Origin of the sequence: Sphingosinithalassobacter tenebrarum (assembly GCF_011057975.1) — a bacterium.
GTDB classification, from domain to species: Bacteria; Pseudomonadota; Alphaproteobacteria; order Sphingomonadales; family Sphingomonadaceae; genus Sphingomonas; species Sphingomonas tenebrarum.
Window position 1 is genome coordinate 1882926 of record NZ_CP049109.1, and the last position, 26848, is coordinate 1909773.

The 26848-nt window shown below is 62.5% G+C and carries 45 protein-coding genes and 1 tRNA gene; 21 read left to right on the plus strand and 25 right to left on the minus strand.

Annotated elements, in window-relative coordinates; all coding sequences use genetic code 11:
- Positions 1–1153: 1153 nt before the first annotated feature.
- The 3 genes from G5C33_RS09235 to G5C33_RS09245 form a co-directional block, all read right to left on the minus strand.
- Complete coding sequence (locus G5C33_RS09235; RefSeq protein WP_165326944.1) at positions 1154–1855, minus strand: hypothetical protein; 702 nt, start codon at positions 1853–1855, stop codon at positions 1154–1156.
- Between the two features lie 776 nt (positions 1856–2631).
- On the minus strand, positions 2632–3321 hold the full coding sequence (locus tag G5C33_RS09240; protein ID WP_165326945.1) for a DNA methyltransferase: 690 nt from the start codon (positions 3319–3321) through the stop codon (positions 2632–2634).
- Positions 3318–3533 carry a hypothetical protein gene (locus G5C33_RS09245; protein WP_165326450.1) on the minus strand — a complete coding sequence of 72 codons (216 nt, stop codon included), beginning with the start codon at positions 3531–3533 and terminating at the stop codon, positions 3318–3320. Before G5C33_RS09245 ends, G5C33_RS09240 begins: the two co-directional genes overlap by 4 nt.
- 431 nt (positions 3534–3964) lie before the next feature.
- On the opposite strand from G5C33_RS09245, the gene G5C33_RS09250 reads away from it, so the two are divergent.
- Positions 3965–4384 (plus strand): MucR family transcriptional regulator, encoded by a 420-nt coding sequence (locus G5C33_RS09250; protein ID WP_165326451.1) that lies wholly within the window; start codon positions 3965–3967, stop codon positions 4382–4384.
- Here the strand turns inward: G5C33_RS09250 and G5C33_RS19425 are convergent.
- Positions 4381–4503 carry a hypothetical protein gene (locus tag G5C33_RS19425; RefSeq protein WP_266095916.1) on the minus strand — a complete coding sequence of 41 codons (123 nt, stop codon included), beginning with the start codon at positions 4501–4503 and terminating at the stop codon, positions 4381–4383. The genes G5C33_RS09250 and G5C33_RS19425 overlap by 4 nt on opposite strands.
- Before the next feature lie 30 nt (positions 4504–4533).
- Positions 4534–5118, minus strand: coding sequence for a tyrosine-type recombinase/integrase (locus G5C33_RS09260; protein ID WP_165326452.1), 585 nt, complete (start codon positions 5116–5118; stop codon positions 4534–4536).
- Positions 5119–5334: 216 nt separating this feature from the next.
- Between G5C33_RS09260 and G5C33_RS09265 the strand changes: the two genes are divergently transcribed.
- Both G5C33_RS09265 and G5C33_RS09270 read left to right on the plus strand, forming a co-directional pair.
- Positions 5335–5568, plus strand: coding sequence for a hypothetical protein (locus tag G5C33_RS09265; RefSeq protein ID WP_165326453.1), 234 nt, complete (start codon positions 5335–5337; stop codon positions 5566–5568).
- 41 nt (positions 5569–5609) lie between these two features.
- Complete coding sequence (locus G5C33_RS09270; protein WP_165326947.1) at positions 5610–5996, plus strand: hypothetical protein; 387 nt, start codon at positions 5610–5612, stop codon at positions 5994–5996.
- Here the strand turns inward: G5C33_RS09270 and G5C33_RS09275 are convergent.
- Positions 5993–6895: a hypothetical protein gene (locus G5C33_RS09275; RefSeq protein ID WP_165326948.1), complete on the minus strand. Its 903-nt coding sequence runs from the start codon at positions 6893–6895 to the stop codon at positions 5993–5995. The genes G5C33_RS09270 and G5C33_RS09275 overlap by 4 nt on opposite strands.
- Before the next feature lie 202 nt (positions 6896–7097).
- Between G5C33_RS09275 and G5C33_RS09280 the strand changes: the two genes are divergently transcribed.
- The 4 genes from G5C33_RS09280 to G5C33_RS09295 all read left to right on the plus strand — a co-directional run bounded on the left by G5C33_RS09280 (position 7098) and on the right by G5C33_RS09295 (position 8595).
- Positions 7098–7373: a hypothetical protein gene (locus G5C33_RS09280; protein WP_165326949.1), complete on the plus strand. Its 276-nt coding sequence runs from the start codon at positions 7098–7100 to the stop codon at positions 7371–7373.
- A gap of 57 nt (positions 7374–7430) precedes the next feature.
- The gene (locus G5C33_RS09285) at positions 7431–7718 is read left to right on the plus strand and encodes a type II toxin-antitoxin system TacA family antitoxin (RefSeq protein ID WP_165326950.1); all 288 of its coding nucleotides are present in this window, start codon (positions 7431–7433) and stop codon (positions 7716–7718) included.
- Positions 7715–8230 carry a GNAT family N-acetyltransferase gene (locus G5C33_RS09290; RefSeq protein WP_228275263.1) on the plus strand — a complete coding sequence of 172 codons (516 nt, stop codon included), beginning with the start codon at positions 7715–7717 and terminating at the stop codon, positions 8228–8230. Before G5C33_RS09285 ends, G5C33_RS09290 begins: the two co-directional genes overlap by 4 nt.
- Before the next feature lie 62 nt (positions 8231–8292).
- Positions 8293–8595, plus strand: a complete 303-nt coding sequence (locus G5C33_RS09295) for a hypothetical protein (protein ID WP_206518668.1) — start codon at positions 8293–8295, stop codon at positions 8593–8595.
- Positions 8596–8646: 51 nt separating this feature from the next.
- On the opposite strand, the gene G5C33_RS09300 is transcribed toward G5C33_RS09295, so the two are convergent.
- On the minus strand, positions 8647–10074 hold the full coding sequence (locus tag G5C33_RS09300) for a relaxase/mobilization nuclease domain-containing protein (RefSeq protein WP_165326952.1): 1428 nt from the start codon (positions 10072–10074) through the stop codon (positions 8647–8649).
- The gene (gene mobC, locus G5C33_RS09305) at positions 10071–10475 is read right to left on the minus strand and encodes a plasmid mobilization relaxosome protein MobC (protein ID WP_228275264.1); all 405 of its coding nucleotides are present in this window, start codon (positions 10473–10475) and stop codon (positions 10071–10073) included. Before mobC ends, G5C33_RS09300 begins: the two co-directional genes overlap by 4 nt.
- 254 nt (positions 10476–10729) lie before the next feature.
- Here mobC and G5C33_RS09310 point away from each other — a divergent pair.
- Positions 10730–10806: transfer RNA gene (locus G5C33_RS09310), tRNA-Pro, on the plus strand.
- 49 nt (positions 10807–10855) lie between these two features.
- Here G5C33_RS09310 and G5C33_RS09315 read toward each other — a convergent pair.
- The 13 genes from G5C33_RS09315 to G5C33_RS09380 form a co-directional block, all read right to left on the minus strand.
- Positions 10856–11935: a tyrosine-type recombinase/integrase gene (locus G5C33_RS09315; protein WP_165326953.1), complete on the minus strand. Its 1080-nt coding sequence runs from the start codon at positions 11933–11935 to the stop codon at positions 10856–10858.
- Positions 11936–11937: 2 nt separating this feature from the next.
- Positions 11938–12135 (minus strand): hypothetical protein, encoded by a 198-nt coding sequence (locus G5C33_RS09320; protein ID WP_165326954.1) that lies wholly within the window; start codon positions 12133–12135, stop codon positions 11938–11940.
- Positions 12132–12431 (minus strand): hypothetical protein, encoded by a 300-nt coding sequence (locus G5C33_RS09325; protein ID WP_165326955.1) that lies wholly within the window; start codon positions 12429–12431, stop codon positions 12132–12134. The genes G5C33_RS09320 and G5C33_RS09325 overlap by 4 nt, the downstream gene beginning before the upstream one ends.
- Before the next feature lie 104 nt (positions 12432–12535).
- Positions 12536–12979 (minus strand): hypothetical protein, encoded by a 444-nt coding sequence (locus tag G5C33_RS09330; RefSeq protein WP_165326956.1) that lies wholly within the window; start codon positions 12977–12979, stop codon positions 12536–12538.
- Positions 12976–14697: a DNA cytosine methyltransferase gene (locus tag G5C33_RS09335; protein WP_165326957.1), complete on the minus strand. Its 1722-nt coding sequence runs from the start codon at positions 14695–14697 to the stop codon at positions 12976–12978. The genes G5C33_RS09330 and G5C33_RS09335 overlap by 4 nt, the downstream gene beginning before the upstream one ends.
- A complete protein-coding gene (locus G5C33_RS09340; RefSeq protein ID WP_165326958.1) occupies positions 14694–15002 on the minus strand; it encodes a DUF4326 domain-containing protein in 309 nt (102 codons plus the stop codon). Before G5C33_RS09340 ends, G5C33_RS09335 begins: the two co-directional genes overlap by 4 nt.
- Positions 14999–15499 (minus strand): hypothetical protein, encoded by a 501-nt coding sequence (locus G5C33_RS19205; RefSeq protein ID WP_206518669.1) that lies wholly within the window; start codon positions 15497–15499, stop codon positions 14999–15001. The genes G5C33_RS09340 and G5C33_RS19205 overlap by 4 nt, the downstream gene beginning before the upstream one ends.
- Positions 15500–15501: 2 nt before the next feature.
- Entirely contained in the window at positions 15502–15771 is a 270-nt protein-coding gene (locus tag G5C33_RS09355) for a DUF6948 domain-containing protein (RefSeq protein ID WP_165326959.1), read from the minus strand.
- 35 nt (positions 15772–15806) lie between these two features.
- Positions 15807–16052 carry a hypothetical protein gene (locus G5C33_RS09360; protein ID WP_165326960.1) on the minus strand — a complete coding sequence of 82 codons (246 nt, stop codon included), beginning with the start codon at positions 16050–16052 and terminating at the stop codon, positions 15807–15809.
- Positions 16049–16246: a hypothetical protein gene (locus G5C33_RS09365; RefSeq protein WP_165326961.1), complete on the minus strand. Its 198-nt coding sequence runs from the start codon at positions 16244–16246 to the stop codon at positions 16049–16051. Before G5C33_RS09365 ends, G5C33_RS09360 begins: the two co-directional genes overlap by 4 nt.
- Entirely contained in the window at positions 16243–16395 is a 153-nt protein-coding gene (locus tag G5C33_RS09370; RefSeq protein ID WP_165326962.1) for a hypothetical protein, read from the minus strand. The genes G5C33_RS09365 and G5C33_RS09370 overlap by 4 nt, the downstream gene beginning before the upstream one ends.
- The gene (locus G5C33_RS09375; RefSeq protein WP_165326963.1) at positions 16392–16574 is read right to left on the minus strand and encodes a hypothetical protein; all 183 of its coding nucleotides are present in this window, start codon (positions 16572–16574) and stop codon (positions 16392–16394) included. The genes G5C33_RS09370 and G5C33_RS09375 overlap by 4 nt, the downstream gene beginning before the upstream one ends.
- Complete coding sequence (locus tag G5C33_RS09380) at positions 16571–17014, minus strand: hypothetical protein (protein ID WP_206518670.1); 444 nt, start codon at positions 17012–17014, stop codon at positions 16571–16573. The genes G5C33_RS09375 and G5C33_RS09380 overlap by 4 nt, the downstream gene beginning before the upstream one ends.
- Before the next feature lie 29 nt (positions 17015–17043).
- Between G5C33_RS09380 and G5C33_RS09385 the strand changes: the two genes are divergently transcribed.
- Together G5C33_RS09385 and G5C33_RS09390 are read left to right on the plus strand one after the other, a co-directional pair.
- Positions 17044–17223 (plus strand): hypothetical protein, encoded by a 180-nt coding sequence (locus G5C33_RS09385; protein WP_165326965.1) that lies wholly within the window; start codon positions 17044–17046, stop codon positions 17221–17223.
- A gap of 179 nt (positions 17224–17402) precedes the next feature.
- The gene (locus G5C33_RS09390; protein ID WP_165326966.1) at positions 17403–17909 is read left to right on the plus strand and encodes a hypothetical protein; all 507 of its coding nucleotides are present in this window, start codon (positions 17403–17405) and stop codon (positions 17907–17909) included.
- Positions 17910–17912: 3 nt separating this feature from the next.
- Here G5C33_RS09390 and G5C33_RS09395 read toward each other — a convergent pair whose 3' ends face one another.
- Complete coding sequence (locus G5C33_RS09395; RefSeq protein ID WP_206518671.1) at positions 17913–18260, minus strand: helix-turn-helix domain-containing protein; 348 nt, start codon at positions 18258–18260, stop codon at positions 17913–17915.
- Positions 18261–18354: 94 nt separating this feature from the next.
- On the opposite strand from G5C33_RS09395, the gene G5C33_RS09400 reads away from it, so the two are divergent.
- Positions 18355–18603 carry a helix-turn-helix domain-containing protein gene (locus G5C33_RS09400; protein ID WP_165326968.1) on the plus strand — a complete coding sequence of 83 codons (249 nt, stop codon included), beginning with the start codon at positions 18355–18357 and terminating at the stop codon, positions 18601–18603.
- Between the two features lie 176 nt (positions 18604–18779).
- Here the strand turns inward: G5C33_RS09400 and G5C33_RS09405 are convergent, their stop codons facing one another.
- Complete coding sequence (locus G5C33_RS09405) at positions 18780–19142, minus strand: hypothetical protein (protein WP_165326969.1); 363 nt, start codon at positions 19140–19142, stop codon at positions 18780–18782.
- A 301-nt stretch (positions 19143–19443) separates the two neighbouring features.
- On the opposite strand from G5C33_RS09405, the gene G5C33_RS09410 reads away from it, so the two are divergent.
- The 10 genes from G5C33_RS09410 to G5C33_RS09450 all read left to right on the plus strand — a co-directional run bounded on the left by G5C33_RS09410 (position 19444) and on the right by G5C33_RS09450 (position 26149).
- The gene (locus G5C33_RS09410; protein ID WP_165326970.1) at positions 19444–19917 is read left to right on the plus strand and encodes a phage regulatory CII family protein; all 474 of its coding nucleotides are present in this window, start codon (positions 19444–19446) and stop codon (positions 19915–19917) included.
- Positions 19914–20381 carry a hypothetical protein gene (locus tag G5C33_RS09415; RefSeq protein ID WP_228275265.1) on the plus strand — a complete coding sequence of 156 codons (468 nt, stop codon included), beginning with the start codon at positions 19914–19916 and terminating at the stop codon, positions 20379–20381. Before G5C33_RS09410 ends, G5C33_RS09415 begins: the two co-directional genes overlap by 4 nt.
- Positions 20378–20674 (plus strand): hypothetical protein, encoded by a 297-nt coding sequence (locus G5C33_RS09420; protein WP_165326971.1) that lies wholly within the window; start codon positions 20378–20380, stop codon positions 20672–20674. The genes G5C33_RS09415 and G5C33_RS09420 overlap by 4 nt, the downstream gene beginning before the upstream one ends.
- 295 nt (positions 20675–20969) lie before the next feature.
- Positions 20970–21620 (plus strand): hypothetical protein, encoded by a 651-nt coding sequence (locus tag G5C33_RS09425; RefSeq protein WP_165326972.1) that lies wholly within the window; start codon positions 20970–20972, stop codon positions 21618–21620.
- Entirely contained in the window at positions 21617–21916 is a 300-nt protein-coding gene (locus G5C33_RS09430; protein ID WP_165326973.1) for a hypothetical protein, read from the plus strand. The genes G5C33_RS09425 and G5C33_RS09430 overlap by 4 nt, the downstream gene beginning before the upstream one ends.
- On the plus strand, positions 21913–23106 hold the full coding sequence (locus G5C33_RS09435; protein ID WP_165326974.1) for a DNA polymerase III subunit beta: 1194 nt from the start codon (positions 21913–21915) through the stop codon (positions 23104–23106). Before G5C33_RS09430 ends, G5C33_RS09435 begins: the two co-directional genes overlap by 4 nt.
- 163 nt (positions 23107–23269) lie before the next feature.
- Positions 23270–23494, plus strand: a complete 225-nt coding sequence (locus G5C33_RS19210; protein ID WP_206518672.1) for a hypothetical protein — start codon at positions 23270–23272, stop codon at positions 23492–23494.
- The gene (locus tag G5C33_RS09445) at positions 23491–24702 is read left to right on the plus strand and encodes a DNA-methyltransferase (protein WP_165326976.1); all 1212 of its coding nucleotides are present in this window, start codon (positions 23491–23493) and stop codon (positions 24700–24702) included. The genes G5C33_RS19210 and G5C33_RS09445 overlap by 4 nt, the downstream gene beginning before the upstream one ends.
- Positions 24699–24890: a hypothetical protein gene (locus G5C33_RS19330; RefSeq protein WP_228275266.1), complete on the plus strand. Its 192-nt coding sequence runs from the start codon at positions 24699–24701 to the stop codon at positions 24888–24890. Before G5C33_RS09445 ends, G5C33_RS19330 begins: the two co-directional genes overlap by 4 nt.
- Entirely contained in the window at positions 24887–26149 is a 1263-nt protein-coding gene (locus G5C33_RS09450; protein ID WP_228275267.1) for a CHC2 zinc finger domain-containing protein, read from the plus strand. The genes G5C33_RS19330 and G5C33_RS09450 overlap by 4 nt, the downstream gene beginning before the upstream one ends.
- A gap of 9 nt (positions 26150–26158) precedes the next feature.
- On the opposite strand, the gene G5C33_RS09455 is transcribed toward G5C33_RS09450, so the two are convergent.
- Both G5C33_RS09455 and G5C33_RS09460 read right to left on the minus strand, forming a co-directional pair.
- Positions 26159–26461, minus strand: coding sequence for a helix-turn-helix domain-containing protein (locus tag G5C33_RS09455; protein ID WP_165326978.1), 303 nt, complete (start codon positions 26459–26461; stop codon positions 26159–26161).
- A complete protein-coding gene (locus G5C33_RS09460) occupies positions 26458–26730 on the minus strand; it encodes a hypothetical protein (protein WP_165326979.1) in 273 nt (90 codons plus the stop codon). Before G5C33_RS09460 ends, G5C33_RS09455 begins: the two co-directional genes overlap by 4 nt.
- Between the last annotated feature and the right edge of the window lie 118 nt (positions 26731–26848).

The following is a 26848-nucleotide window of genomic DNA, read 5'->3' on the forward strand; positions in this document are numbered from 1 at the left end:
ATACATCCAAATCCAACCGCTATCATGCGTCAACCTTCTCACGACAAATCTATCTCCTCTTCGTACGACGCCAATTTTATTCCCCAAAAAACCATCTCGTAAATACACTGATGAGACCCCGGGTGCTAGCGTGAGTGTTCTCCCCACAAGTTCGCGGGGCTTGGTGTCTCTCGACACATTTACTAGGAGCGGCTCTCCTTCCTGCCATTCATGAATGGGTTCTGGATATTTCGGATTGCTACCATCATAGTCAATATAAATTCCGGCATACATGTAACCACGAGTCCAGCGGGATTCTGCGCGAGCACTGCTCGGGGTAGGTTTGAGTGTCGGCCTCTCCTGCGCGCTTGGCGCTGGCGTAGGGGTAGAGGGTTCGTTTGTCGGGGGCGGACTCGGACTCGGCATAGGTTTTGGCTCGACTGCTGCAGGAGCAGGGCTTTCCGAAGCCGATAGCGGTTGCGACGCAATCAAATCTGACGTTGAGTTTTGAAGAATACCGACTGAGGCACCTTTCGAAATCGGAGCTTCGGCGAACAAATCGATCAAATCACCTTGCCACAACACGGATCCGCAGGCAGCGCTTAGCACAAGCGCGGCCAAGCCAGCATACATGTAACGGCTCGGGGGTTTGTGCCTGCCGGGAGATCCTTTCAGCTTCCCCTCATCTGAAGACCGGTCAGCCAAAGGAGACCTTTCGGTAGCAATCACGTCGGTAGGCGAGTCTCCTTCGGGTTCCATTCCCGAAGTTTCATCCACGTCAGCTCTTTTCGAAATCTGATCAAGAGGTTCGGGTGACAGGAAGGGAGCAGCATCTTCAGGGTGGTTATCATAGAGCCATTGAAGCAGTGCACCTCGGCGTTCCGCATAGGCTCCACGCTTAATTTCGTTTAGCGTGTCTCTCACATCCAAATATGCGTCTTTTTCATCGACTGGAAGTCGCCAAGAATACGCACCAGCATAATCGCGCAGGTCCGCCACAAGGCCTGCATATTTCCGCCCTCGGATATTCGGCAGTTTGCTTCGGACTGTGTCTACGAGTCGGGATGCCTGCTCCCTGCGCAAATCTGCGCCAGCTTTAAGTATTTCTCCCTTATCCATAGCTGCTCCATAGCTTCTACAGACAAGTTAGGCGCAGAGATACGGCCTGTTCAAGTCAATCGGGTAAGGGACTGGAAAATGCCGAGCCTGCTTCCGCAACCGAAGCCCTCACTTCGATGCCACATCGAAAGAAGCTCTGCCGCTCAATACGCCCGGTATCTTCATTTCTATAAATTTGGGCAGGGCCATCGTCACGGTGCATCAGCCCCTTGAACATCCATTCCTCCTCCAGGACCACACCTGTGGATTTGTCCCGAAATACGACCGCTGGCCCTGCTTCGCGATGCAGCCTGCCTGCGCAGTACCAGGCCTCTGAAAAGGGCATATTGGTGTCCAAAGAACGGAGTATTTTGCTCGGAAGATTCTCCCGGTGAAGCTTGCCCTCAAGGCGCCATTCCTCGCTTATCACCACGGAACCATTTTCGATGTCAGTGACGGTTCGCGCAGGACCGCCAACTCTGTGGAGTTCCCCATTCCGATGCCATTGTTCATATGCCAAGCCATCCCAAATAACGTTCATTGCTGGGCCATCGTTGCGATGTAGGCACCCCTGCTGGAACCAGTACGTTCCAACAATATTTCCACCAGGTTGGTGTCTGATAAAAACCGCAGGTGCATGCGTACGGTCGATCTGACCCTCGGCATTCCTCCAGATTTCGGCAATGCAATTTTTGAACGCGACGCTCCGTAGCGTGGGTTCCATATCGGTAATATTAAATTCCAGAACTTCTACAGTGCTCTTTTCGATTATAGGCATGTCCCCTCATCATATGATTATTGTCAATAACCCTTATACGGAATTAACCATAATAATGTCAAGAAAGCTTTTCATATTTCTTGCTCTGTATGAGTTCAGGTAAAGTGAATTACATAGTATTTTTTCAGTGAAATAATATTTACCTTTGTTGATACATATCACCTACAGTTTTCATATAATTCTATGTGACTACACCTCAATATACAAAGGAAGAGGTGTCGCATGCTTTGCATTAGATGTTACAATATCGGCTTTTGCCGAAAAAAATATTCATATTTAGTATCATATTCCGAAATGACTTATCCATTTATTCAAGATGGCCGTAATGCTGGATATGATTGGTCTAAGCGCATGGGAGTATCTTCAGAGGAGTTTCCTAACAAATTAATTACCTCATACATTTGTTGTGGCCGAGCAATTATAGACCCAAAAACAGGCCGTGAGCCGGAGGATTTTGAGGTACTATTCAGGCCAGAAAAGGTCTCGATCGAAGATTGGGAAAATCGCGACAACCTAGATGGCTCGATGCCTTACGTGCGGGATCCCGATTATAGGACCTTTTATCGCGACAACTATATGCGCCCTTGCGGAAACAGACCGAGAATAGATTATCGAGATCGGCATCGACTGATCTTGAGCCTGCTTCGCGCAATACTCGGCGATGGGTCTTGGATGTGGGGCGTCAGGGCAACAAACGACAACTAAGATGCTGTAAAAGCAGGTGGAAACGGAGTCGGAGAAATCCGGCCCCGTTTTCTGTTTGCGCGGACGGAAGCCTATGCGGCTTCGCTCAACTCTTTTGCCAAGCGATCGCTGGCGGTCTGGTGGTGGGCGGGGTCAAGCTCGATACCGATCCAGTTGCGCCCGGAACGATCGGCGGCCATCAATGAAGAACCCGAACCGCAGAACGGGTCGAGGACGAGCCCGCCCTCGGGGCACAGGCTGGTGATCAACGGCGTAAGCGCACTGACGGGCTTTTCGGTCGGGTGCAGGCGGTTGCCGGAATATTCGAAATCGATCACGTCGGGAATGGGCCATACGGGTCTTGCCGGGCGGCCCTTGGCGAGTAAGAAGGCGTTTTCATGATAATGGCGCAGATAGCGTGTTGAAGACGCAAATCGCTTGCGGAACACGATATGCCCGACGACGCGAAAACCCGCCTCACGCCATGCAGCCGAGAAGTCGGCAATCGCATTCCAGCCATAGAAGCTGACGCAGAGGCTATCCGGCTTCAAGAGGCGGTACATCTCGGCGAAGGCAGGTGTCACCCAATCCAGATTATTGTCGTTTAGGAGGGTGCGCCCATCACGTGATCGATAACGGACGCCATAGGGCGGATCGGTGAGAATGAAGTCCACCGAATTCGGCGGAAGCCCGGCCATCACATCCACGCAATCGCCATGGATGATCCGGTTGCGCGGTGCGGCTTCCGACACCACGCTTGAGGGAGTGGCAGGGGCGCTCATGCGAGCGCTCCCTGATTTTCGGCTTCCTTTGACGAGATTTCCCGCATGACGATGCGACCCGTCACCGGAATAGCTTCGAATTTGAGGGTGAAGCCCTTACCGTCGCGGTTCGCCCATGCGGCAGCAACGGGCGTCCAGATCGCGTCATCGCCATTTCCATTCACGGCGTAAATGCGGTGCGTGGGGCGGTTGTTTTCGGTTTGTGTAGTCATGATTTCCTCCTTTGTTGGGGCCGCGCCAATGCGGCTTTTCATGGGGAGGAATGAGAGCGGGGCCTTGAGCAGTCGGGGCACACCTCGCGTGGAACACGCGCCGATCAGGGGCGGAGCCTGCACAAGCGATAGCGCGGAAGCGAGCCAGGTTGCCCTTCGGGTGCGGGACCGGTTCACGATCCCATAGCTAGAAAAGCCCGAGGATGTCGCGGCCTCGGAAGGTGGAGAATTGCCACTCGCTATCAACGAAATAACCGCTAGCGCTTTTGCACCGACAAATTGAATGAAGAGATACAATCCGGGCTTCTGGACGATTGCAATCTCAGCGCATGGTACCAATAGGAACGCAACCATTGCGTTTCACCCAAAATGGATGAATAGCGTTCGGCGCATTTAAAAGTGATGCGGGTAAAAAGAGCCGAAGGAACCTCATGGAAGATCAGAACGAGCTTCACGAAACGCTGGTATCGCTGACGGCGGACGTTGTGGCTGCGCATGTATCGAACAATAGCGTTGCGGTGTCCGACCTTCCGCTGCTTATCCAGAATGTCCACGGCGCGTTGGCTGGCTTGAGCGAACAACCTTCGGAACCGGAAGTGAAGCAGGAACCCGCCGTTTCTATTCGCGCCTCGGTGAAGCCCGATTACATCGTGTGCCTTGAGGACGGGAAGAAGCTCAAGATGCTCAAACGGCACCTGATGACCCACTATCAGATGACCCCCGAGCAATACCGCGCCAAGTGGAATCTCGCGGCGGATTACCCGATGGTCGCGCCGAACTATGCCGAGCAGCGGCGGACGCTGGCGAAGAAGATCGGCCTCGGGACCAAGCGCGGCAAGCGTAAGGGCTAACGGCTCGCCAATTTGGTGGACAGGGCGGCGGCACGTTCACGCATAACGCGCAAGCTGTCTTCGACGGTTTCCAGCTCGGCCATAAGGTCGATCAGCAGATCGAGAACGGCATCGTCCATATCAGTGTGCGGCATGGCGGGTTCCTTCCTTCAATGAACCGCGACCACGCCGCGCCACATCATATGCGCGAACGCGCGCTCTTCTTGGCCTACGGCATCGACATAGATCGCGGTGGTCGTGCTGGCGCTGTGGCCCAGCCAGCGTTGGATAAGGTTCTGCGGCACGCCGCACGCGGCGGCATGAATTCCGAAACCGTGACGCAAGCCCTTACAGGTCGCCATCGGCCCGTCTACGCCCGCACGGTCCATCACGGCCTTGATGTGCCGCCATGCGGTGACGCGATGCAGCGGCCAGAGACACGCATCTGAATGCCCCGCGTGAGGGAGCATCAGCCCGACATCATGCGGAACGGGGACCGAGCGAAACAGCGTCTTGCGCCGCTTGAGCGTCCGGAACATCACCCGCCCGAGGGTGGGTTCGAAATGATGCCGCTGCAACGCCAGCGCCTCGGATATCCGGCATCCGGTATAGGTCAGAAGATAGCACAAGGCGCGGATATCGTCGGCCTCATGGTCGGCGGCGCGCAAGAACCGCTCGCGCTCGTCGGCGCTCAGATATTTACGCCGCCCCTTGGGGTCGAAAACCTGCCAGTCACTGGCAATTCTCCTGTTCATGGCCGCGCGCCTCCTTCCTGCAACAGACTCCACAAGTCTGTTGCGATGAACCGTTGTCTTTTTCCTTGTTTTGTGCGCTGTACGTGACAGGTCGCGAAACCATCAGAATGGAGATGGCATTGCTAAGTCAATGAATCTCCTAGGTTTGTATGCAACATTTTTGTGGATAATGTTGCGCGCTGGCATCTTCCGAACAGGTTTTCGGAAGGGGCAGGCATGGCGAAGCATTCAATCGAAGTGAACAAGGAAATCGCCGGAGTGGCCGCCGTGGCGGCCGCCATCGGTTGCGCTGTGGCCGATGCCGAATTCGGCTTTTTCAGCAATCCGCTCGTCACGGGACTTGTAGCGGGCGTGGTCGGCTTCGGTATTGCCTATAGCGATGCCAAGGCGGCGGGCGGAGTCATCCTCATCTCCGCTTTCCTGTTCCTGATCTCCGTATTCGGGGGGTGAGCGCCATGCGGACACCTCTGCACCTCGCCGCGCTGGCAGCTATGATGCTGGCCGTTCCGAACGAGGCGGCGGCGCAAACTGCGCATCCGCAATCAGCCGCCGACATAAGGGTTCCGGTGAGCGAGGCACGAGACATTGAGCCGAATTCAGTTCGGTTTTCCGCAGCGCAGTTCACGGAAGATGCACCAACAGTTGTGCTTTTGGGTGGCAACCGGACCAACTGGCCGAAAATTCGCGATGCGCTAAGGCAAGCGGTTTTCGAAGGCTACGCAGTGCGGGCGATATTTATCGGTCCGGTGGATGCGCCCCCAAGTCTGGAAATCTATGCGAAGGGCCATCATGTGACGCGGCCTATCGACCCGAACGAGATTTCAGGGCCTGAATTGACCGAGCTGGTACGGGACGTGGTGCGGGAATATTACCGCTAGAAACGTGGCGCGGCATCGTTGTTGGAAATGATGACCTCGTCCATGCGCTCCGCTGACTGGCGGTTGAAGGATTCGCTCTTGGCGCTGATACCCACGGCATCGGCGGCGATCTCGCGGGCGCTTTCATTGTCGGATTGATAGGCGGCTTCGCCAAGCTGCTGCGCGCCGATCAACGTGGTCGCCCGCGTCTCTGCGGCTATCCGCGCTTCGTCGGTATCGGCATTTTCGATCTCGGCGCGGGCCGCGATTACATCTTGCCGTTCTCGCACGACCTCACCGCGCCGCTTCATTTTTTCGTTCGATTCGGCGGCCAAGGCATCGTCTTCGCCGCTCAAATCATGGCGGCGGCGGGCAATCGCCGCGCCCAAAGTATCATCCGGCGAAATTCCGGCCTTGCGGAGCAGCGCGGCATGAACCGGATTGTTCGGGTCAAGTTGCCCGCGTGCGTGCAAACGTTCCAGCTCGTCCAGCGCTTCCATGCTCTCGCCGATCTCATTCCGGCGGCTGGTGATTTCGGACAACCGCCCGTCGATCGCGGCAAGCTCGGCATCCAGTTCCGCAAGCCTGCGGCCCAGAAGGTCGAGCAAGAGCAGGTCGGCGCGGCGCTGGTCGCGTTTGCGTTTCTCGGCGATCTCGCGCAGCTTACCGAGATTCGCCGGGATTATGAGGCTGGTGGTGTCGATCTGGCCCGCATCGAACTGCCGGACGGTTTCAACGATCAGCTTCTGCGTATCGGGGTCGCTCAGTGGTCCGGCGAAGGCCGGGATCGTATTTTGCTGTTCAGGCGGGCTATTGTCATAATCATAGGCGCTACCCCTAGGGGTAGCCTCAGCGCCATGCGCTGAGGCCAGACTGAAAGAAGCTGGCAGCAATTTGCCTGCGCCCGTTGCGGGGCGCATGTCCGGCGGTACCGCCGCCTTCAATTCCTCGATATCGCTCTGGCTTAAGGCCATTCTCCCTCACTGGCCGTGGATTTCATCCCTTCATTATCGGCCAAAGAGCTAAAGATATGGTTAATATTTGGTATTTTCATCACCAAATCTTAAGTGAAATTCCGAATATTACTTGACTATTAGTTGTATTTTCTAACATATTCTCGACATGGAAGAGGATTTATTCAAGTCTGCACGAGAGTATTTGATCGAAGAGCGCGAACAGGATTTCAATACGCTCATCGTCGGTATCGAGCGGTTTGCGCAGAATATCATGCGCGAGGGCACGGACGTTCCGGCGGTGATCTGCGCGCTTTTATATGTTGCCCGCCACCTCCATCGTAAGCATGAAGACGTGGTCGGTGAAGATTTCTTCGAGCGCTGCGTCGAGGATATTCTAAACGGCGGAACCGGCCTCCATAATCACACGCCCTTTTCGGATTAAAAGGATACACATTGTGTATCTAGCTGTGATATGATGGAGGAAAGAGGAACGCCAATCATGGTCCAGACGACGCCAAACACAGAGAACCACGCCAAACCCGTCAATTTGCGGGTACGCCCGGACGTGCGTGCGCTGATCGATCAGGCGGCGCGATTGCAGGGCAAGAGCCGTTCGGATTTCATGATCGATGCCGCCCGACGTGCGGCGGAAGATGCGCTGCTCAATCAGACGCTGATCCGCGTCGATCAGGATGACTATGATCGCTTCCTCGCATTGCTGGACCAACCCGCAAGCGGTGAAGGATTTGCGCGGCTGATGAACGCAACGCGTCCGTGGGAGCAGTGAGCGCATATCTTTCCGACATATCGGCACCTGTCCTGCTGAATGGAACGCACCGATTGGAAGAATTCACGTGCGGGATCGCCAATCTTGACGATTGGCTGAAACGCCGCGCCCTTGCCAATCAGACGGGCGGCGCGTCACGCACCTATGTTGTTGCGCAGGATTCCCGCGTGATCGCCTATTACTGCCTTGCTTCCGGCGGAATCGCCGCGATTGAGGCGCCGGGGCGCATCCGCCGCAACATGCCCGACCCCATTCCGATTGCGGTTCTTGGGCGACTGGCGGTGGATAGCGGGTGGCAGGGCAAAGGTCTGGGCGTGGCGCTGTTGCAGGACGCTGTTCTGAGAACCGCGCAAGCCGCCGAGATTGTCGGCATACGGGCGCTGGTCGTGCATGCGCTCTCGGACGCCGCCAAGGCATTCTACCTGCGTTTCGGCTTTATTGAATCTCCCTCCAATCCGATGACGCTGCTGCTTTCCCTCAAGGGGTTTGCCAATCCCCCCAAGCCGCGATGATGCGGCTCCTATCCTATTCGGGGTTAGCGGCGGCGTGCCGCGTGAACGGATGGGAGAATGATATGTCGGGTTTTGGCAAACAGCAAAAAATGGGTTCCGGCGACAAGGCGATTGGTGGATTCGCGATCGTGATGGCGCTGGTCCTCGCCTTCCTGCTCACCCCGGCTTTTCACGGCGAAACGGTTGAGTGGGCGACGGGCTATATGCTCGATCACTATGGCTACTGGCTGGCTTCGATCGGCTGGTATGTGTGGTTCGTGCTGAGCGCCTTCCTGACCTATTTCGGCGCGTTGGTTGCGATCATAGCGCTGCTATGTGTCGTGCCGATGCTGGTGCGATTTGTGATGCTGATGTTTGCGCGCTGATCGCCACAAGCAATTTGACAAAGGGCGGTTCCGGTTGGAGCCGCCCTTTTTCTATCCCAGATCGGGGCCGATGTCGGGTCCAAGCTCTGGGCCGCTATCTCGGCCCGCATGTCGATCGGTGTCGGCGCTGCGGTTATAGCGGTCCTGTAGCCATTGCAGACGGTCTTCGCTGCCGGACCGTCCTTGCTCCGTAGCTCTGGAAGGCGCGGCCTCTGCCTGAGAGCGCCGCTGGTTCGCTTGAAGCCAGTCGAGCCGCGCTGATGGCGAACGTACCGCGCCGCGCTGTTCCGCAAGATCGCGGTGGATTTCCGACAGGCGCGTATCGTGGGTTTGGCGAACCGATACGATCCGGCGCTGTAGCGTTTGCCGTTCGGCGAGCTGCGCCTCGATCATCGCCTGCCGCTGGTCGCGGTCGCGCATGAATCCGGCATAGGCTTCGCGCTCGTTCTGCGCGCGGGTCTTGGCATAGCGGCCCGACAAGCGGTCCCAGAAACCGGACAGGCCGTTGCGCAGTCGTGCGGCGCGTTCCCTCGTTTCTTCCTGCTGCCGTGCGGCTTGCCCCTCCGCCATGCGTTGACGTTCCGATGCGTGCGCATCGCGCATGGCCAGCCGTTCGCGATTGAGCGGGGTCATTTCCGCCGCCTTGGCGCGCTCGGCCTCGCCCATCAGCCGATGCAGTGCGGGACCGACATTGCGGGCGATATGGTCGCGGGTCTGCTCGATATCGCGTAGGTCTTCGGCAGCTCCCAGCCGCTCGCGGACCTCCTTGGTCTTACGTCCAAGCAAGCGAGATAACGCCATGGGCTCGCCCTGCCATGTCAGCGCGACATAGCCGCGACGATCGCCACGCGCGAGATAGAGGCCGCGTGCCTCCAACGCCTGCTGCATCGCCTCGCGATTGTCGGACACCGCCCATGCTTCCTGTGCCAGCATTTTGAGCGTTTTGGGGTCACGGCCCTCGCGTTTGGCCTGATGGTAGAGGGCAAGATCGAAGTTGCGCGGGTCGCGCTCGGTGCGGTCAATATATCCGGCGGGCAGGTTCCAGCCCTGTTCGAGAAATACGCTCTTGGAAATCTCGTGCAGCTTGTTCTTGTAGAAAGGCAGCGCGATGACGGCTTGGCGTTCATGATCGATGCGCGACCACACGGCATGCATGTGCCGCCTGCCTTCCTTTTCGTGAAACAGCGTGATGCGTGGCTGTCCGGTCAGCCCGTTCTGCTGCTCGATCTCCTCCACGGTGCGCTCGAACACGGCTGTATCGACCTGCGCATTTTCTGGCGGCGACAGCGAGACGCTGAACAGCGGCTTGCGGGATTTGATGCCCGCGCTCATCGCATGGACTTCGGCTAACGCGCCCGCGACATCCTCGCTCATGAAGCCGCGCACTTCATGCTGTTCGATATGCTCGTTGTCGCGTTCGTTGAGGAGATGACGGGCGAGCGCGTTCGGAGAGCCTCTGGTCGAGGCTTTGAGAATCACGGCTCGCCCCGAATACCCAGTGCCTGCATCAGCATCGTGCGCATCGCCGCTATATCGCGGGCGGCTCGTTCAAGGGCGGAACGGGTTCGATCATCGGCGGGAAGCGAACCGGAGTTCGCGGCCTTGGCGAGCTGGTTGATGTTGGTGGAGAGGCGCGACTGGCCGAGCAACCCCATAAGTCGCGACAATGTTTGATGATCGCGCACGGGCGCTTTGCCGCGCGTCTTCGGCGGTGGGGAATCGGGGTCGAACACCCGCCATTTGATATAGGCCGCCAGCGACATACCCGCCGCGTCCCGCTCAAGCCGCGCACGTTCTTCGGGCGTCAGCCGCAAACAGAACGGGGAGGGGCGGGGCTGGCGGTCGGTCATGTTCTCTTGGGGAAAAATGAAAAAGCGCACTGGTCACGCGCCCATGGGGACACGCGAACAATGCGCTTGGTGTTGAATAGGGTTGGGGGGTTAGTTTAAGCCGCTCACGGCTCTGGCGGAGCGAAATCGGTTTGAGGGGCCTCCAGAACGCCGTCCGGCAGGTCCTTTAGCACCTCGCTCCAATCCGCTAGAATGTTGAAAAGCTGGTTTGTGGTGGGTGTATCTAAGTCCACCAGCCGCAAGCCGTTGCCGTCGCATGCAACGACGTCTAAGCGAACCCAAGTCGGGGAGTAGCGCAGCCTGGTAGCGCATCTGCTTTGGGAGCAGAGGGTCGCAGGTTCGAATCCTGTCTCCCCGACCACTTTTCCAATGACTTAGCGCGTCGCCAGATTGCGCGGTTTACACACGGTTTACACTGATGCCCTTGCGATGCGCTCTCCGATGGCGACGACTACGCGTGCCTGATCGACATATTTGACCCGGATCGCGGCGACTTCCTTGACGCTCCATCCGAGGATATCGGCGATTTCCTGATCGGTCAGCCCGGCGATCATGCAGCGGGTGGCGAAGGTGCCGCGCACATCGTGCAGGTGCAGATCCAGGCCGCTGTCTCTTTTCGCATCGTTGAAGCGCGAGCCGAAGCCGCCCGGTTGCCAGGGTTGCCATCGGCTGTTCGACAGCACGGTTTCGGGCAGGGGCTTGCGGCGGTTCGGGCGTTGCCTTGCCATCGCCGCCGCGTGGCGCGTGCGGATGCGATCGAGAAGCTTGCGAGTTTCCGGCAAGAGGGGGATCGTCACAAGGTTGCGCCCCCGGCTCTTGCTGGTGCGCCAGATGATCGCGTGTTCGCCGATCGCGGTCCACGGAAGTCTGACCAGATCGCCGCGGCGAAGTCCGGTCGCGGCGGCCAGTTCGACGCCTTCCATCACTTCCACCGAGGCGTGCGGTCGAAGCATGTCGAAGTGCCGCGGTTCCCAAATGACATCGGAGCGATCGAATTCGTATAGCTGATCGATGCCCGTCAGCACATTCGTTGTAATGCGCGCGCGATCGACGCCGAAACTCAGTAGTCTTGAGAATGTCTGGATCGCCATGTCCGCGCTGCGCGGCTGATTGATCCAGCGGTCGCGCCAGTCGAGGACGTCGCCGCGAAACCGCCGATCGGCCACGATCCGCAGCGGGGTATCGCCGAATTCTTCGCGGATGCGGTCCAGCCATGTTGTCCATGTCGCGCGCGTCGATGGCGCGAGCCTGTTCCATTCGGGCGTCGTCGGTGCCTTGAATGCGGCGATCAGCGTGGCAAGCGTGCCGTCGTCGGCAGTGCGCAACTCGCGCCGGGCTTCAGCGGCCTTGTCAGTCAAGGTGGCGGTGACAGCCGGGCGCTGGCCGCCCTCCTGCCTGTGGATGCAGGGGCCGCCGCGCCATGCATATACGTACCAGATGGCAGGTTTTCCGTTACGCAGCTTGCGAACGATGTGGAGGCCGGCGGGCATGGTCATTTCCTTCCGCGACCAGCCTTCCACTGTTCATATTCGTCGGCAACCGATTCGGTCTTTCGCTCGACGCGGATCGATCCGTCCGGGCCGAACACGATCGCGCCGATTTGATCGATGCCGGCAACTTCACGCGCCATCGCGACGGCGAATTCTACCTTCGCCTTCGTTGGATAGCTGCGTTTGGTCGCTTTGTTCATGTCAGTGGGTCGAAGCCGAGGCGATATCGGCGGGCCATATATTCCCCCCATTCCATGCGCCCGGCGGCGCGATCTTCGTCGCGCCAGCGCTGAATCAGTGTGTTCTGCTGATTGCTCGCCTCCCGCCCGGCCTTGCGCGCTTCGTCCGACCCGCGCGTGCCGTTCCGGGTGATCCGCGCGACGAAGGCGAGCGGTGTCAGCACGCGCCCGCGCGCGGTGGCGCGATTGTTCCATGCGGCGTTGTGTGTCGGCGCGCAGAACATCTGGTTCGCCACTTTCGGTTCGAACAGCTTCATGCATTCGGGGCAGGGACGGAGCGGCCATGCGCTGGTCTGTTGGCCGGGCGCACGGTTGCGGCCCTTTGCAGAGCAGCCTTGTAACAAGGGAGGCTTGTTTTCGGTCACGCCGCCGCCCTGCGCGGTTCGCGGTCGACGCGCGCCTGTTGATTGCAGGCGTGGAGGAAGCGAATCAGCGCGATATGGGCGCCGGCGCGATATGGCGCGTGGTAATGCGCCAGCGTGGCTATGCGGGCGGCGTGAAGCGCGAGCGGAACATGATCGGGCCGCGCGGCCGAAACGCGCTCCGCCGCCGCGCGGGCCGTGGCGAGATCGGCGCGGATTTCGGCATCGCAGGCGGCAAGTTCGGGAATGTCGCGATGTTCGGCGACGCATTGCCATAGCGTTGCAAGCGCATCGGCGACGCGGACGCGGGCGCGGGCGGCTTCCTTTGTCATCCTGCCCGCCTCTACAGCTGCCGGATCGCTGCGCGCGCGATCGTCGCGGATCCGCTCGGCTGTCGCGCGCAGGGCGGGCCAGTCGCCGATATCGTTCGTGCCGGGGGTCATGCGGCGACTCCATCTGATTTGCGATCGGCGGCCGTCTCGGCGAATTGTGCGCGTACCAAGGCCTCGGCGATGGGAGGGCAGACGCTGTTGCCGCATTTGGCGACCTGCGCCGTCTTGGTGATCGGATCGCCGTTGCTGTCGCGGTCGATCACATAATCGGGCGGGAAGCCCTGCGCGTTGAACAGCTCGCGCGGAGTGAGCATGCGCATGCCAATGTCGACGATGACATATTCCTCGCCCTCTATCGTGACGGTCACCAGGCCGAAGCGATCCTGCACCGTGACGGTGCCGAGCGGGCTATCGAGGCCGTGACCTTCGTCCGATGACGTTCCGCCGTAATATTTGATCAGGAAGGCCCGGACTTCGGCCATGTGCGTGCCGCCGGCGCTGACGGTGTGGAGCGGTTCGTCGGTGCGCTGGCCGTGGGCGCAGGTGCCGCGCAGCTTTACCAGGTTGCTGGTGACGACACGTTGTTGCGATCCGGTGGTGGCTGCGGTCGACAGCGGTGCGTCCGCTGGTCGGCCTGCCAGATTTTCGTTCCGAGGACCGCCGTTCGCCTGTTCGAAATGGGCGGCCATCAGCCGGGCCGTGGCGACGGCGTGTTTAACGCCGCCCGCCACCGCGGTGCCGAGCGGCTTTTGCGCATCGATCGCGCGCGGTGCCTGCCCCTCGCGTTCGCCATAGCCGGTTTGCACCAGATGAGCGGAAACGAGGCAGCTATCGGCCTTGGCCGTGGTGGTGGGATAGGGCCGTTCGACATCGGTGGGGCCGCTTTGGCCGCGCCGTCCGCCGCAGCCGACGATGGTGGGAACGATGACGGCCGTCGCAGGTTGCGCGGTCTGCGTTCGCAACGGATCCTCAATATCGAAGACGCGAGACGCGCGCGTATTCTTGAAGTCCGTCGCGACAATGAACGGCCGCGGATTATCGACCACGAATTTCATGATGCCGTGCGCGATGCGGCGCAGCGTATTTTCGGCGAGCGGCTTCTTGCGCTCGAAGATCGAGGGGCAGGGTATCGACCAGTCGATGATGTCGGCGGCGGTGCGCCAGTGGGGCAGGTTCGCCGAGGGCACCTTGAAGCCGAGCTTGCGCTGGCGGGTGCGCCATGCGGTGAATTCGGCATCGCCGGGCGGGCGGTGCGTCGGTTCGGGCCAGACGATCGGATTGCCGTCGCGGCGGGCGATCATGAAGAATCGCTTGCGGATGGTGGGCGCGCCGTAATCGCACGCGCGCAGCTCGCGGAACTGGAGTTTATAGCCTTCGCGGCGCAGGGCGCGTTGCCATTTGTCGAAGGTTTCGCCGGCGCGCTCCCTGATCGGGCGGCCTTCGTCGCAGAGCGGCCCCCAGGTGCGGAATTCCTCTACATTCTCAAGCAGGATGACGTCGGGTTTGACGCGTTGCGCCCACAACACGACGATCCATGCGAGATCGCGGATGGACTTTTCGCGGGGCTTGCCGCCCTTGGCCTTGCTGAAATGCTTGCAGTCGGGGCTGAACCAGGCGAGCCGCACCGGGCGGCCCTCGCAGACTTCCTGCGGGTCGATCCGCCAGATATTGTTGCGGATGTGGCGGGTGCCGGGGTGGTTCACCGCGTGCATGCGGATCGCCTGTTCGTCGTGATTGATGGCGATATCCACGGCGCGGCCGAGCGCGGCCTCGATGCCAGTGGACGCGCCGCCGCCGCCGGCGAAATTGTCAATGATCAGCGGGGTCATTGGGCGGCCTCCGATGCGCGCGCGAGAATGGGTCGGTGGCAGGTGCGCGGGTTGCCGCAGCGGCAAATCAGGCGTTGGTCGCGCAGTTGGTCGAAACTGGCCACGACACGCTTGCGCATGCGCTCCAGGCCGTCTATTTCGTCATGGCCGAACCCCGCGCAGCGAAGCACATAGGGGTGGAGCGTGCCGGGCAGCCAATAGCCGTACAGGATGCGCGCGCGTTCGGCGCCGATCTTGGGCCGCCCCTCGAATGGATTGTTCCATAGCGAGGAGCGGCCGACGAATATGGGCGGCGAGGCGTTCATTCGTCATCCTCGCCGTAGCTGTAGCCGTAGCCGTAGCCGTAGCCGTCGCCGTAGCCGTAGCCGTAGCCGTAGCCGTAGCCGTCGCCGTCGCCGTAGCCGTAGCCGTAGCCGTAGCCGTCGCCGTAGCCGTAGCCGTAGCCGTAGCCGTAGCCGGAGCCGTCGCCGTCGCCGTCGCCGTCGCCGTAGCCGTCGCCGTAGCCGTAGCCGTAGCCGTAGCCGTCGCCGTAGCCGGAGCCGTAGCCGGAGCCGGAGCCGGAGCCGTAGCCGTCGCCGTAGCCGTAGCCGTAGCCGTAGCCGTCGCCGTCGCCGTCGCCGTCGAGCTCAGCAGCGATCAGCACATATCTGCGCTGATCGCTGCCGAGCAGCCGCAATACCCGCGAGGCGGGCATTGCGGCGGAAAGGCGTTTCCAGTGACGCTGTACCACGGTGCCCACGCCATCGGCGCAGGCACCGCCGGCCCGGATCACGTCGTCGGCCGTGATCACGGGATCGTACATCGTCACGCCTCTTGCCATTTCGCCCATGCTTCGGGCGTGATGGTGAAAACGGCGGTGATATCGTGCAGGACCGGAATATCGGCCGGGGCGCTGATCCTGCTGCTTTCGGTGGGGCCGGTTTCGCAGAGCTGCATCAGCCCCTTGGTAGTGCCCCAGTAGATCGCCATGCGGGCGTTGTTCAGGGGCATCGCCTTGGCGGTGATATCCTGATCGTCGGCGATTTCGCCGGCGAAGACACCGCGATGGGCGGTGGTTATCAATACTTGTTTCATCGTCTTCTCCTTCGTGGTTGAACCGTGAATTCTGGTCATTCGGCGGCCTCCGTTCGGCATGGCTCGACCGGCGCGCTGCTCCAGGGGCGCGTTCCGTCGAGATGTTGCTCGGCGTGGGCGCGGAGTTGATCGCGGGCGGTGATGCGCTTTTCCTTGCTCGCCCGGGTGATCAGCGCGCGCAGGCGCGGGGGAATGCGGCTCCAGCAGTCGCTGCAGAAATATTCCCAGCGCTGGCGGTGGCGCGCGCATTTGCGGCGGCGGCAGATGCATTGGCGTTTCATCGGCCTTCGCCCTCCGGGCCGCCGAATGCGGCGTCGATCACTTCGGCGGCGACGATGGCGCGGGCGGCGGCTTCGATCAGCGCGCCGCGCGTACCCGCCGCAGGGGGCGTGATCGGCGTGCCGCTGCGCAGCGCTTCGACGCGATCGAGCGTGTCGGCTGCCGCGCCGACGATGCCCTGACGCATGTCCGTCATTGGTCTATCCCCAATCCCGCCCAGCGGAGAATTACGAGTATGGCGACGGCGAACAGGAGGATCGCGAAGCTGCTGCCCGCGCGGGCGACGAAGCGTTCGACTTCCTCGTCGCGCTCGCGATCGTCATTCGGATCATTCGGCGCGATCATGGCTGCAGCCCCATCGACATGGCGGCCATTGCAAGCGCGATGCCGGTGATGATCCACGCGGCGTATCGCGTCGCGCGCTCCAGGCGCGGGCGCCAGCGCAGGCGCCAGTCGCGGGCGCGATCGGCGTCGCAATGGACGCGGCGGAAGCGGGCGCTGACAGCGGGGCGGGGGTGCATCATGATGCGGCCTCCGCTTGGGCCTTGTCGAACCAACGCTGCTCGAGGCCGCATCCATTGCCGTTCGACCAGGGGACATCTCTTGCGTAGAAGCCCATCGCCTTAAGCCTGTCGCCAAGATGATCAGCGCATTCCGGCGCGCACAGAATGATTGCGGCTTCCTGTGTGGTGAAGCCGTCGCAATCGACATCGAACGCTTCGATCAGTTCGGCGCGCTGTTTCGCGATCAGATCAGCGTCGAAAGCCTGCCTGTTCGCCTCGATGCGGGCGCGCGGTTCGGCCTGGTTCTCGAAATGCCGCTGCAGCGTTTCGACATGGCGGCGAAGATCGGCGACGGCCGTGGCGGCACCGTTGAGCGCCTCGTCGAGCGCAGCGAAATCGGGTTCGGGCTGCGGCGCGCGCGGCGCGGGGATTTCGGGTAGCGTGTCCATCGCGGCGCTCACCGATTCGCCGCCGTTGCGGGAGAGGGCGCGTGGAAGAGATCAAGATATGGCCGAAGGAAATCGAGTTCGGAAACGCGCGCATCGGCGGCGTCGCGCACGTCTATTTCCGCTTCACCGATCCGGAGGCGGAAAAGGACGTGTATGTCATGATCAACGACGAAGCGCTCGAGCGACTGCGCGCGATGCTGGGGCCTGGCACCCGGAACTGACGCGCGAAAGCGCGGGCGGAATTCGCCGTCGGGGCGGATCGGGTGGTTGGGGTGCGTGTCCATGCAAGCCTCCGTTGGTTCGGAGGTATAATTGCAAACTGCAAAGTTCGACGCAAGCGTTATGTTTGCATTCCGCAAACTCTCTGGCGGTGTTTCAAAATTTTATCCAGCATGCGGACATGTCCATCGAATTCGAAGACGCGTTACGCGAGTCGATGCTGGCATCGCGGACCGCCGCGATTGCAGAAGCGCAAATTGTAAACGCCAAGGGCAGGGAAGAGCGTGACGTCGATGGGCGTTATGAAGACCGGATGTGGATCGATCCTGAAGAATGGTCGGAAATGCGTCCGGCGATCCTTCTGATTGCGGGTGTGGCCGGTGCGGATGGTGTGATCAGCTCAGCCGAAAGCGCGCTTTTCGGGCAGTGGGTCGAGCGATGGCTCAATAATTCGCATTGGGGTGCGCACTATCGAGATTCGAAATTGCGGGCGATCAACATGATCGCGCCGGAATTCGCGCAACGCGGCGATACTGCGTCGTCGCGAATGGCGGCATTTCACTGTTGCCGGAATATGCGCGGAGCCGACCTTTGCGTGCTGGCGGATCTGTTGCAGGACATGCGCCCGGATTCGGGCGCGGAGGGTGCGGACATGATAGACTGGGCGATCAACATTCTGAGAATGTGAAATTCAGTCTTCTGTTCCTGTACGGTGTCGAAAGGTCTGTAGGACTTCGCGCGCGTGCTTTCGCTGCGCCTGGGGAATTGATGACCATGTTTCGATGATATCGTCGGGCAGATCTTCGGGGTGATGATCGAGCAAATATCCCGGCGTGGTATCCAGCGCGGGAGCCAGGCGGTAAAGCCATTTTGGAGATAGTTTTCTGTCTCCTGCCTCCAGCAAGCTGATCACCGAACCTGTTGTGTTGACAGCGCTGGCGAGCTGCTCCTGAGTCATTCCTCTGTGTTCGCGCCATGCGCGCAAGAGGTTGCCGCTTCTGCGGTCGACATCTTCGTCGAAGATCGATTCGCCTTCCATTTTCGCAATATGCAAGGAGTGGGTTCGCGGGTCCTCAGACGAATTGCAAACTTTTGGGCTTGTCACGTACTTTGCATTCTGCAAGGTTAGTTGCATGAAAAAGCCCACGCCTACGGATGTCTCCAAGACTTGCGGCATCAGTGTTTCCTATGCGAGCCAGTTGCTTGGGGGCACGCGAACGCCTTCTCAGGCGCTTGCCATTCGACTGTTCGACGCATTCGGCTTGAAGCTCGGCCCGCTGTCCGGGCTCAGCGATTGCGATGCGGCTAGTCTTGCCAAGATCATGGGAAACCAAGGTTCGCCCGGGTCGGGCTTGCCGACTTCCGAAGGGGCGCCCGCATGATCGGCGCGGTGATGAAGCCGCGCGACGGCGGCAAGAGCTGGTTTTCGCAGCCGCGCATGATCGGCGTTCCGCTTTCCTATGTGCCCGGCGGCATTCGCATGGTGCGCGAGTCGAGTCGCCCGGCGCGGGTGAACGAAGCGAATATCGTGCCGTATCGGGGGCTGCCGATCGCGCCGCTAGTTCCTGTCGACGGCGTTGCTGGCGGCGGTGAATCCGGCGGCAAGTTCCGCAAGTTGCATCGGATCGCAGGTTACCGCCACATTCGCACCGTTGATTTTCAGCGTCAGCACGCCGGTCGGTTCCTGCCCGGGCTGGTGCGTGACGTCGAGCTTGATGCCCTGAAGCGGCAGCGCATGCACGGTTTCGCCTTCGGCCTTTCGCGCGGCGGCGAGCATCGCCATCGCGGTGGCACGGGCGGCGCCCGGGTGCAGCAGAAAGCCGGTCTGATCGTCGCCGTCGTTCACGAAGATTGCGACGGCGGCTTTGGGTTCGTGATGCAGGACAGTTGGTCCGCGATCGGGCTGGAATTCCAGAATCATGGTTCGTCTCCGGTGGAAGGTGAGGGCCTGTCCACCGTAGCCGCCGGGGAGGGCGCTTGCCACGGCCTTCCCGGCGATGGTTTTCGATCTTCGGCGGCGTGCCCTCCCCCGGTTGCCGCCGGAGCCGCGGGCGGGCGCGACCCCTTTCTGCCCGCCGGCAATGGCTGTTCGAATGATGTGCCGGGCGTGTCATGCGAGCGTGTTTCCTCCGTTTCGGAGGGAAATACCGCGCCGCAGCATGGCGCGTCAGCGGGAAAGCGCGGGGCGAATTCCCCCTGCGACGGATCGGAGGGGCGCGGCAATGGCTGAGCTTTCGCAGGAAGAGCGCAGCCTGGCGCTGGCGACGAAGCGCGCCGTTCAGGCGGCGGGCGGGCTGGAGGCGTGTTCGGCGGAGACCGGGCTTTCGACCAGTCAGTTGTCGCGGTGCGGCAGCGCGCACGATCGCGACAGCCTGACGCTGCGCGACGCGGCGACGATCACGCAACTGGGTGCGGGGGAGCCGCACATGCTGAACGCGCTGGCGCGGATTGCGGGCGGGGTGTTCATGATGCTGCCGCAGGCGGGGAATTCGGGCAGCGTTGAATCGTGCCTGATCGATCTGGCGTCCGAATTCGGCGCCGAGGCGCAATCGGTCCGCGAGGCGATGGCCGATCGCGAATGGACGCGCGGCGAGTTGGCCGACGCGCTCGACCGGCTCGACCGGATGGACGGCGCGAGCGCGCGGCTGCGCCATGCGCTCAATCAGTTGCATGCGGGAATGGAGGGGCGGCGGTGACACCGATTGAATATGCGAGCCTGAGCGATATGGAGGCATGGGCAGCGCGCCAGATGCTTCGCGTGCCCGATTTCGTGATCGGGTCGCCCGCATATTTGCGGCGCTGGTGGATCGTCCCGCGCAACGCGCATGCGAACGTCTATCTGCACCAGGGGCTGCGCGACGATGACGATCGCGCGTTGCACGATCATCCGTGGGACAATCAATCGTTTCTGATTTCGGGGCGGTATCGCGAAATCACAACCGAAGGCGCGTTCGTCCGCGAGGCGGGGTCGTTGGTGTCGCGCAAGGCGAGCGATGCGCATCGGCTCGAGCTGATCGACGGCGCGCCGTTCGTTTCGCTGTTCTTCACCGGGCCGAAGGTTCGTGAATGGGGATTTCACTGCCCGAACGGGTGGGTGGACTGGCGCGACTTCACCGCCGGCGCGCATGGCGAGCTGGTGGGTCGGGGGTGCGGCGAATGAAGCGGCGGATGCACCTGTCGGCGAAAGTGCCGAATGACGGCGCGCATCGGCTTGCCTGGTATCTGGGCGAGCGGGGCGATGACGCGTTCGACGTGCTGGCCGATGCGGCGATGATCCAGGTCGGCATGATCGACCGGATGCTGTCGGGGCAGTTGCTGCCGTGCGGCGAGATCGGTTTTGCATTGATGCAGGCCACCGACGGCGCGGTGCGGCCGCGCGATTTCTATCGGGCTTGCGACCGGGGGTGGTTCGACCGCCCGGCGGTTCGTGACGTGGCGGGGCTGGCGGCGTGATGGCGCGGTTGGTTCATCCTCGCACGCTGGCCGCAATGGGCGAAGTAGCGGTTTTGGCGCCCGGCGGGCCGCCGAGCGAGGGTGCGCGTCGGTTCGCCTGGTGGTTTGCGGGATTTTGGGGGGCGCAGCATCTGGTCGCGGCGGCGATCGCGGGCGAGATTGGCGTCTCCGTCGAGACTTTGCACAATCTGGTGTGTGGCGGCGGCACGCCGTCGCATCGCGTTGCAGAGGAAATCGCGCTTCTTACGAGCGGTCAGGTCCGCTCCGCGGACTGGGCGCGGGTATCATTTCACGGGTGGATGACTCGGCCACCAGCGCGGGATCGGGCGTGATGGCGGCGTGCGCGCGCAGCGCGGCGGCCGATATCGGCTTCGCGGCGCATCGGCCGATCGATGCGGGCGAGCCGCTGGCCGAAGGGGGCGGGCGCTTTGTCGCGGCGCCGCACGCGCTGACCAGCTGGGCGATCGCGGCGGGGCCGGGGCGGGTGTGCATCTATGCGCGCGCCGATCGCCTGCCGCGCGGCGGCGTTGGCGAGCGGGCGCGGCAATTGCATGCGCAGGGGCTGATCCGGCTGCGCGGGCAGCGGCGCACCGATGGCGGGTTGCTGGAATATCTGGCGGAGCGGACGGGCCTGTCCTTTGCCGCCGCGAAAGCGGTACCGGATGAAGCCGGGCTTTCGCCCGATGGGCGCATGCTGCTGGATCTGCTGGTCGCGCTGGCCGACGCGGGCGAGCGATGCCCGTGCGACCGCGCGCTTTCCGCGATGCTGGGGTTCAAGCACGGGCATCGCGCGGGAACGTTGATGTCCGAACTGCGCACGCGCGGCCTGATCGAAACGCGGTCGCTGGCAGCGTCGGCGCCGGGCGCGATGCCGGAAAAGCTGCGCGTGGTTCGCATTCGGGAAACGGGCGCCGAAACATGGGCGCCGGAAGGGTGCGAGCGATGACGCGGCGCAGCTTTTCCGATGTCGATGCGGTGGCGCGCGCGGACGAGCGGTGCGCGGTCACGGCGCTGGCCGAAAAGCGCGCGGGGCAGATCGCGGCGCAGGCGGATGCCGGTCGGATCGGCCGCGAGGAAGCGGATTTCGCGGCGCGCCAGGTGCGCGCCTTTGCCCAGGACGTGATGACGGGGCTGCACCGCGACGGCGCGGACGGCCCGAAGCTGCGCGAGGCGCTGCGCCGGATGGTGGCGCAGGCGGATGCGAGGGATGCGAGGGATGCGAGGGAAAGGAGAAACCGATGATCGAAGTAGAGCGCAAGACAATGCTGCAGGCGATGGAGCTTGCATCGATGGCGTCGATGTCGCGATCGACCATTCCGGTGCTGACGGCGCTGAAGGCGCAGGCCAATGGCGCGCTTTCTTTCACGGGCTGCGATCTCAACATGGCGGTGGAGGCGCGTTGTTCCTATTCGGGTGACGCCGCTGCGCCATTCCTGATTCAGAATCCGCGTGCGGTGCGCCATTTGCTCAATCATGCCGGCGGGAAATCCGTAAAACTGACGCCGGGTGAAGGCGGCAAGGACCCGCTGGGCATCGCGGCGGCGGACATCCGGGCGGAATCATCGCAGGACTTCCACGTCGACGATTTCCCGGTCACGCCGCCGATTTCCAACGTTGCGTTTTCCGCGACGCTGGCGCCCGCGCATATCGATGCGCTGCGGCGGGTGTCGCGGGCGATGTCGAAGGAAGAAACCCGCTATTATCTCAACGGCGTTTTTCTGCATCGGATCAATGAATGGACGGTGCGGGCGGTGGCGACCGATGGGCATCGCCTGATTGTCGCCGCGCTGTCGCTGATCGATTGCGACATGCCGCTGGACGGAGTGATCATTCCGCGCGACGCGATCAAGCTGATCACCGGGCCGCTGAGCAAGGGCGACGGCATGGCGTTTCGGATCGGGAATGCGGCGCCGGCGAATGCCGCGGGCGACCTGGCGCCAACGACAGCGATGACGCAATGCGAAGTCGAAGCGCGGATCGGCGATGTCGCGGTGCGACTGACCAGCAAGACGATCGACGGGATATTTCCCGATTATTCGAAGGTGATCCCGAGAGGGGAGGGGGTTGTCGTTTCGGTTGCCACCGCCGATCTGCGTCGTGCCGTTCAGGCGCTGACGCTGCCCGGCGGCGGATATCCCGCACTGCGGCTGTCCTTTTCGCCGAAAGGGTGTCTGGAAATCGAAACGACCAGCTCTGCGCGGGCGGTGGGGTTGTCCGGCAAGATGTGTATCGACGTCGAAGGTTTTCCCGAAAAGCGGGCCGGGTTCGCTGTCGGGTTCAACAGCCATTATATGGCCGACCTGCTGGCGGTGCTGCATGGCGAGCGCATCGAATTCCAGTTCGACCTGGAGCATCTCGACAGTGCACCCGCGATCGTGCGCGATCCTGCGGACGAAAGCCTGTTCGCCGTACAGATGCCGGTCCGGGTCTGACGCCGTGACCGCGCGCTTTCCCTATCCGGGCCGCACGATCGCGCAGATCGATGCGGGCAGGCCCTTCGCCAGGGGGGCTCTGCGGACGCGTGCGCAAAGCGGGGGATATCCGTTTCGCCAGCATCGGACGCAGGCGGAAATACTGGCGAAACGGGGCGCGGCCATGAGTGGCGAACATCGGGAGCCGGGCAGCAAGGGGCGGACGCGCAAGTCGCGTCCGTCGCGCGCCAATCCCGAACTGATCGCGGCGCGCAAGGCTTCGCTGGCCGAATTCGTTGCCGAGGGCGGGTCTATACAGGGCTGGTGCCGCCGCGAGGGACTGTCGAGCGGGCGCGGATCGCAGATCTGGGCGCTGATCGTGGCTGACATGGGAGCGCAGGCGGTATGACAGTGACGATCCATGTCGGCGACTGCATCGCCGAGCTGCGCAAGCTGCCCCCCGAGAGCGTCGATTGCTGTGTCACGTCGCCGCCCTATTGGGGGCTGCGCGATTATGGCGTGGCGGGGCAGATGGGGCTCGAGCCGACGCTGGGCGAGCATATCGCGGCGATGGTGGCGGTGTTCCAGGAAGTGCGGCGCGTGCTGAAGCCAACCGGTTCGCTGTGGCTGAATTACGGCGATTGCTATGCGACGTCGCCGAACGGGCGCAGCGCGGCCGATACCAAGGCGGCGGCGACCGATGACCGGACGTTTCGCGACAAGCCGTTTTCGACGGTGGGGCCGGTGCCGGGCGGTTATCTGAAGCCCAAGGATCTGTGCATGATCCCGAACCGGCTCGCCATCGCGCTGCAGGATGCCGGGTGGTGGGTGCGCAGCGAGATCGTGTGGGGCAAGCCCAATGCGATGCCGGATTCCAGTGGCGTCTATCGGCCGTCCGGCGCGCATGAAAAGATTTTCCTGCTGACCAAATCGGGTGACGGAGATGTCTGGCGCGCGCGCGATACCGGGGCGCTGAGCCTTTCGCCGGATCTGAGCGAGCGTTGTCCGCTGGTGACGAAGCCGGAGGAAATGGGGCCGCGCTGGGTGCGGCTCGGCAGCTGGTATGATGCCGATGCGGTGCGGATGCCGCCGGTAGATGGCGCTCGCGGCCCGGTGAATGGCTGGGTTCGTGAGGGCGAGGCGCATAGTGCAATCGCGGCAAATCATGCATCGCGTGTTCGCGGGCATGCGCGCCCCGATTCTGGGTTCAACGAGCGTTGGGACGCGATGTCGCGTGCCGAGCAAATGGCGAATGGCCGTCTGCTGCGCAATTACGAGCGCGACCTGGCGCCGATCGTGCCGCCCGAAGTGTGGGAAATCGCCACCGCCGCGTTTTCCGATGCGCATTTCGCGACGTTTCCGCCGGCGCTGGTCGCGCCGTGCGTGATGGCGGGATGCCCGGCGGGCGGGGTGGTGCTCGATCCGTTCGGCGGCGCGGGGACGACGGGGCTGGTGGCCGATCGGCTCGGCCGCGATGCGATCCTGATCGAATTGAACCCCGAATATGCGGCGATGGCCCGTGAGCGTCTGCGCGCCGGTCTGGCGCGAGTGGCGGGCGATCGTGCGCCGCAGGCGGCGATCGGCGGGCTGTTCGGTGATTTCGAGGCCGTCGCGTGACCGGATCGCTCCCGCTCCCGCGTCCGGTAACGCAGACGATCGCGCTGCCGGTCGATCGGGCGGCGCAATTGCTGCCGCATGCCGAACGGCGGGGAATCACGGTCGGGCAGCTGGCGCTGCGGATCGTGGAAATGTGCGTCGACGAAGCGATGATCGACGCGGTTCTGGACGATGGAGCAGGCGCGTGAATGCCGGCGCTTTCCGACAGGACGATGCCGCGTTTCGCGAGCGCATCGCCGAAGTGCGGGCGCGGGCGGATATCGTCGGGATTATCGGCAAGGCGGTGAAGCTGGGGCGGGGTGCCAAGCCGCGCGGGAAGTGTCCGTTTCACGGCAGCAAATCGGACAGTTTCTCGGTCGATCCCGACAAGGGCTATGCGCGCTGTTACGGGTGCGACTGGCATGGCGACGCGATCCGGTTCCTGCAGGATTTCTATAATCTGCCGTTTCGCGAGGCATTCGATCGCGCCGCATCGTCGAGCGGCGGGGCCGGGCTGCCCGCCGCGCCGCTGGTGCGCGAAAAGGCGCAATCGCGGCAGCGGGAAAGCGGGGCGCCGCCGGTCGGATCGCTGGAAATGGCGCGCTGGATATGGGCGCATTCGGCGCCCGATTTCGATGCCGTTTGCACCTGGCTGCGCGCGCGCGGCGTTCCCGGGGACGTGCTGACGCCGCACCGGCTGCGCGACGTTCGCTTTGCCGGGCTGGCGCCGATATGGGCATGGCCGGAGGATCGCGGGCCGGGCGATGTGCCGCAGGCGCCGGCGATGGTGGCGCTGATACGCGCGGCACCGGGCGGCGCGCGCGCGGCGTGGCGGCCGATCGGGCTGCACGTCACCTATCTGGCGCCGTCATTGACCGCCAAGATGGTGCGCAGGCGCGCCGACGGCAGCGAGATGATGGCGCGCAAGATGCTGGGTTCGGCGGCGGGCGGGTGCGTGTTGCTGCCCGCCGACGGCGTGACGCATGACGCGATGCCGGAGGGCGTGCCGCTGGCGGTGGGCGAAGGTATCGAGACGACGCTGTGCGGCCTGCGCCATGCCGGCGGGGCGGGGGTGACGGGGGTTGCCGTGCTGAGCCTGCAGAATTTGCAGGGGATGCCCGAAAAGACCGGGAAACAGGGCGCGATCGCGATGTTCGATCCGCGCCCGGCGGCGCCGCCCGCGCCGCAGGCGGTAACCTGGCCGCATCGCGGGCGGGTGACGGTGCTGGTCGATGCGGACATGGCGCCGCTGACCGGACCGATCGACCGCGCCGGCGGGCAGCGCCGCGGTGTGGCGATGATCGACCGGCGGCGCGGGCCGGTGGTGCACCGGACGATGACGACAGCGGAGCGGGCCGACCTGTGCGGCGCGCTGGCCGTGCGTGCCTGGCGCGCGCGGGGCGCCGATGCGCGCGCGGTGCGGCCGCCGATGGGGATGGATTTCAACGATGTGGAGCGGGTGGCATGATTGCGGGGATTAACCCGGTCGAACAGGCGCGTTCAGCACGAAGTCTGCGAGGGCCATCAAGCCGCGAGCATCTTGCCAAGTCGCGACGATCTCGCGAATTTCGCCGTTGCTTTCCCAAGCCTCCCGGATTCCTTCGGAGCGGTCAACAATCTGTGCTTCGTACGCGCGCAGGTCATCCCATGCTCCCTGCGGCACCGGGTTTCGCCCCGCTGACCATGATTTCACTGTGTCGATTCGGACGCCATGTCGCGAAGCCGCTTCGGACTGGGATAGCCCGAGGCGGGAAAGGCAAGCTGCGTAGATCGTTTTCATTCGCGGTTGGCCCTTCCGTCGGCCGCCAATTCGATCATGCGCTCACGGCGATCGTCCCATACAGCGCCTTCGTCCAGCGCCTCACGAGCGGCAAGCGACTTGCTGCGCTGTGCCAGTTGCCAGTTGGCGTCGAGCAACTCGGCAAGCAATCGACCAGGCAGCGCTGCGACGACGCTATCGGGGATGGCCGCAAGCATATCGGATGCGCTGCCGGGGCAGGAGCCGATTGCGGCTGCATTAAGAGCGCGGTTGATTTTGATCGGATGCATGGGTATTTTCCCTTTGTCGTCCCGGCTTCCGGGATGTTGGATCGAAACCTAGGCAGTGAAGCGTCGCTTCATGTTGACAGGTCCCCGGCGCCGTTTCGCGCGGCGCCGGGGATTTGCT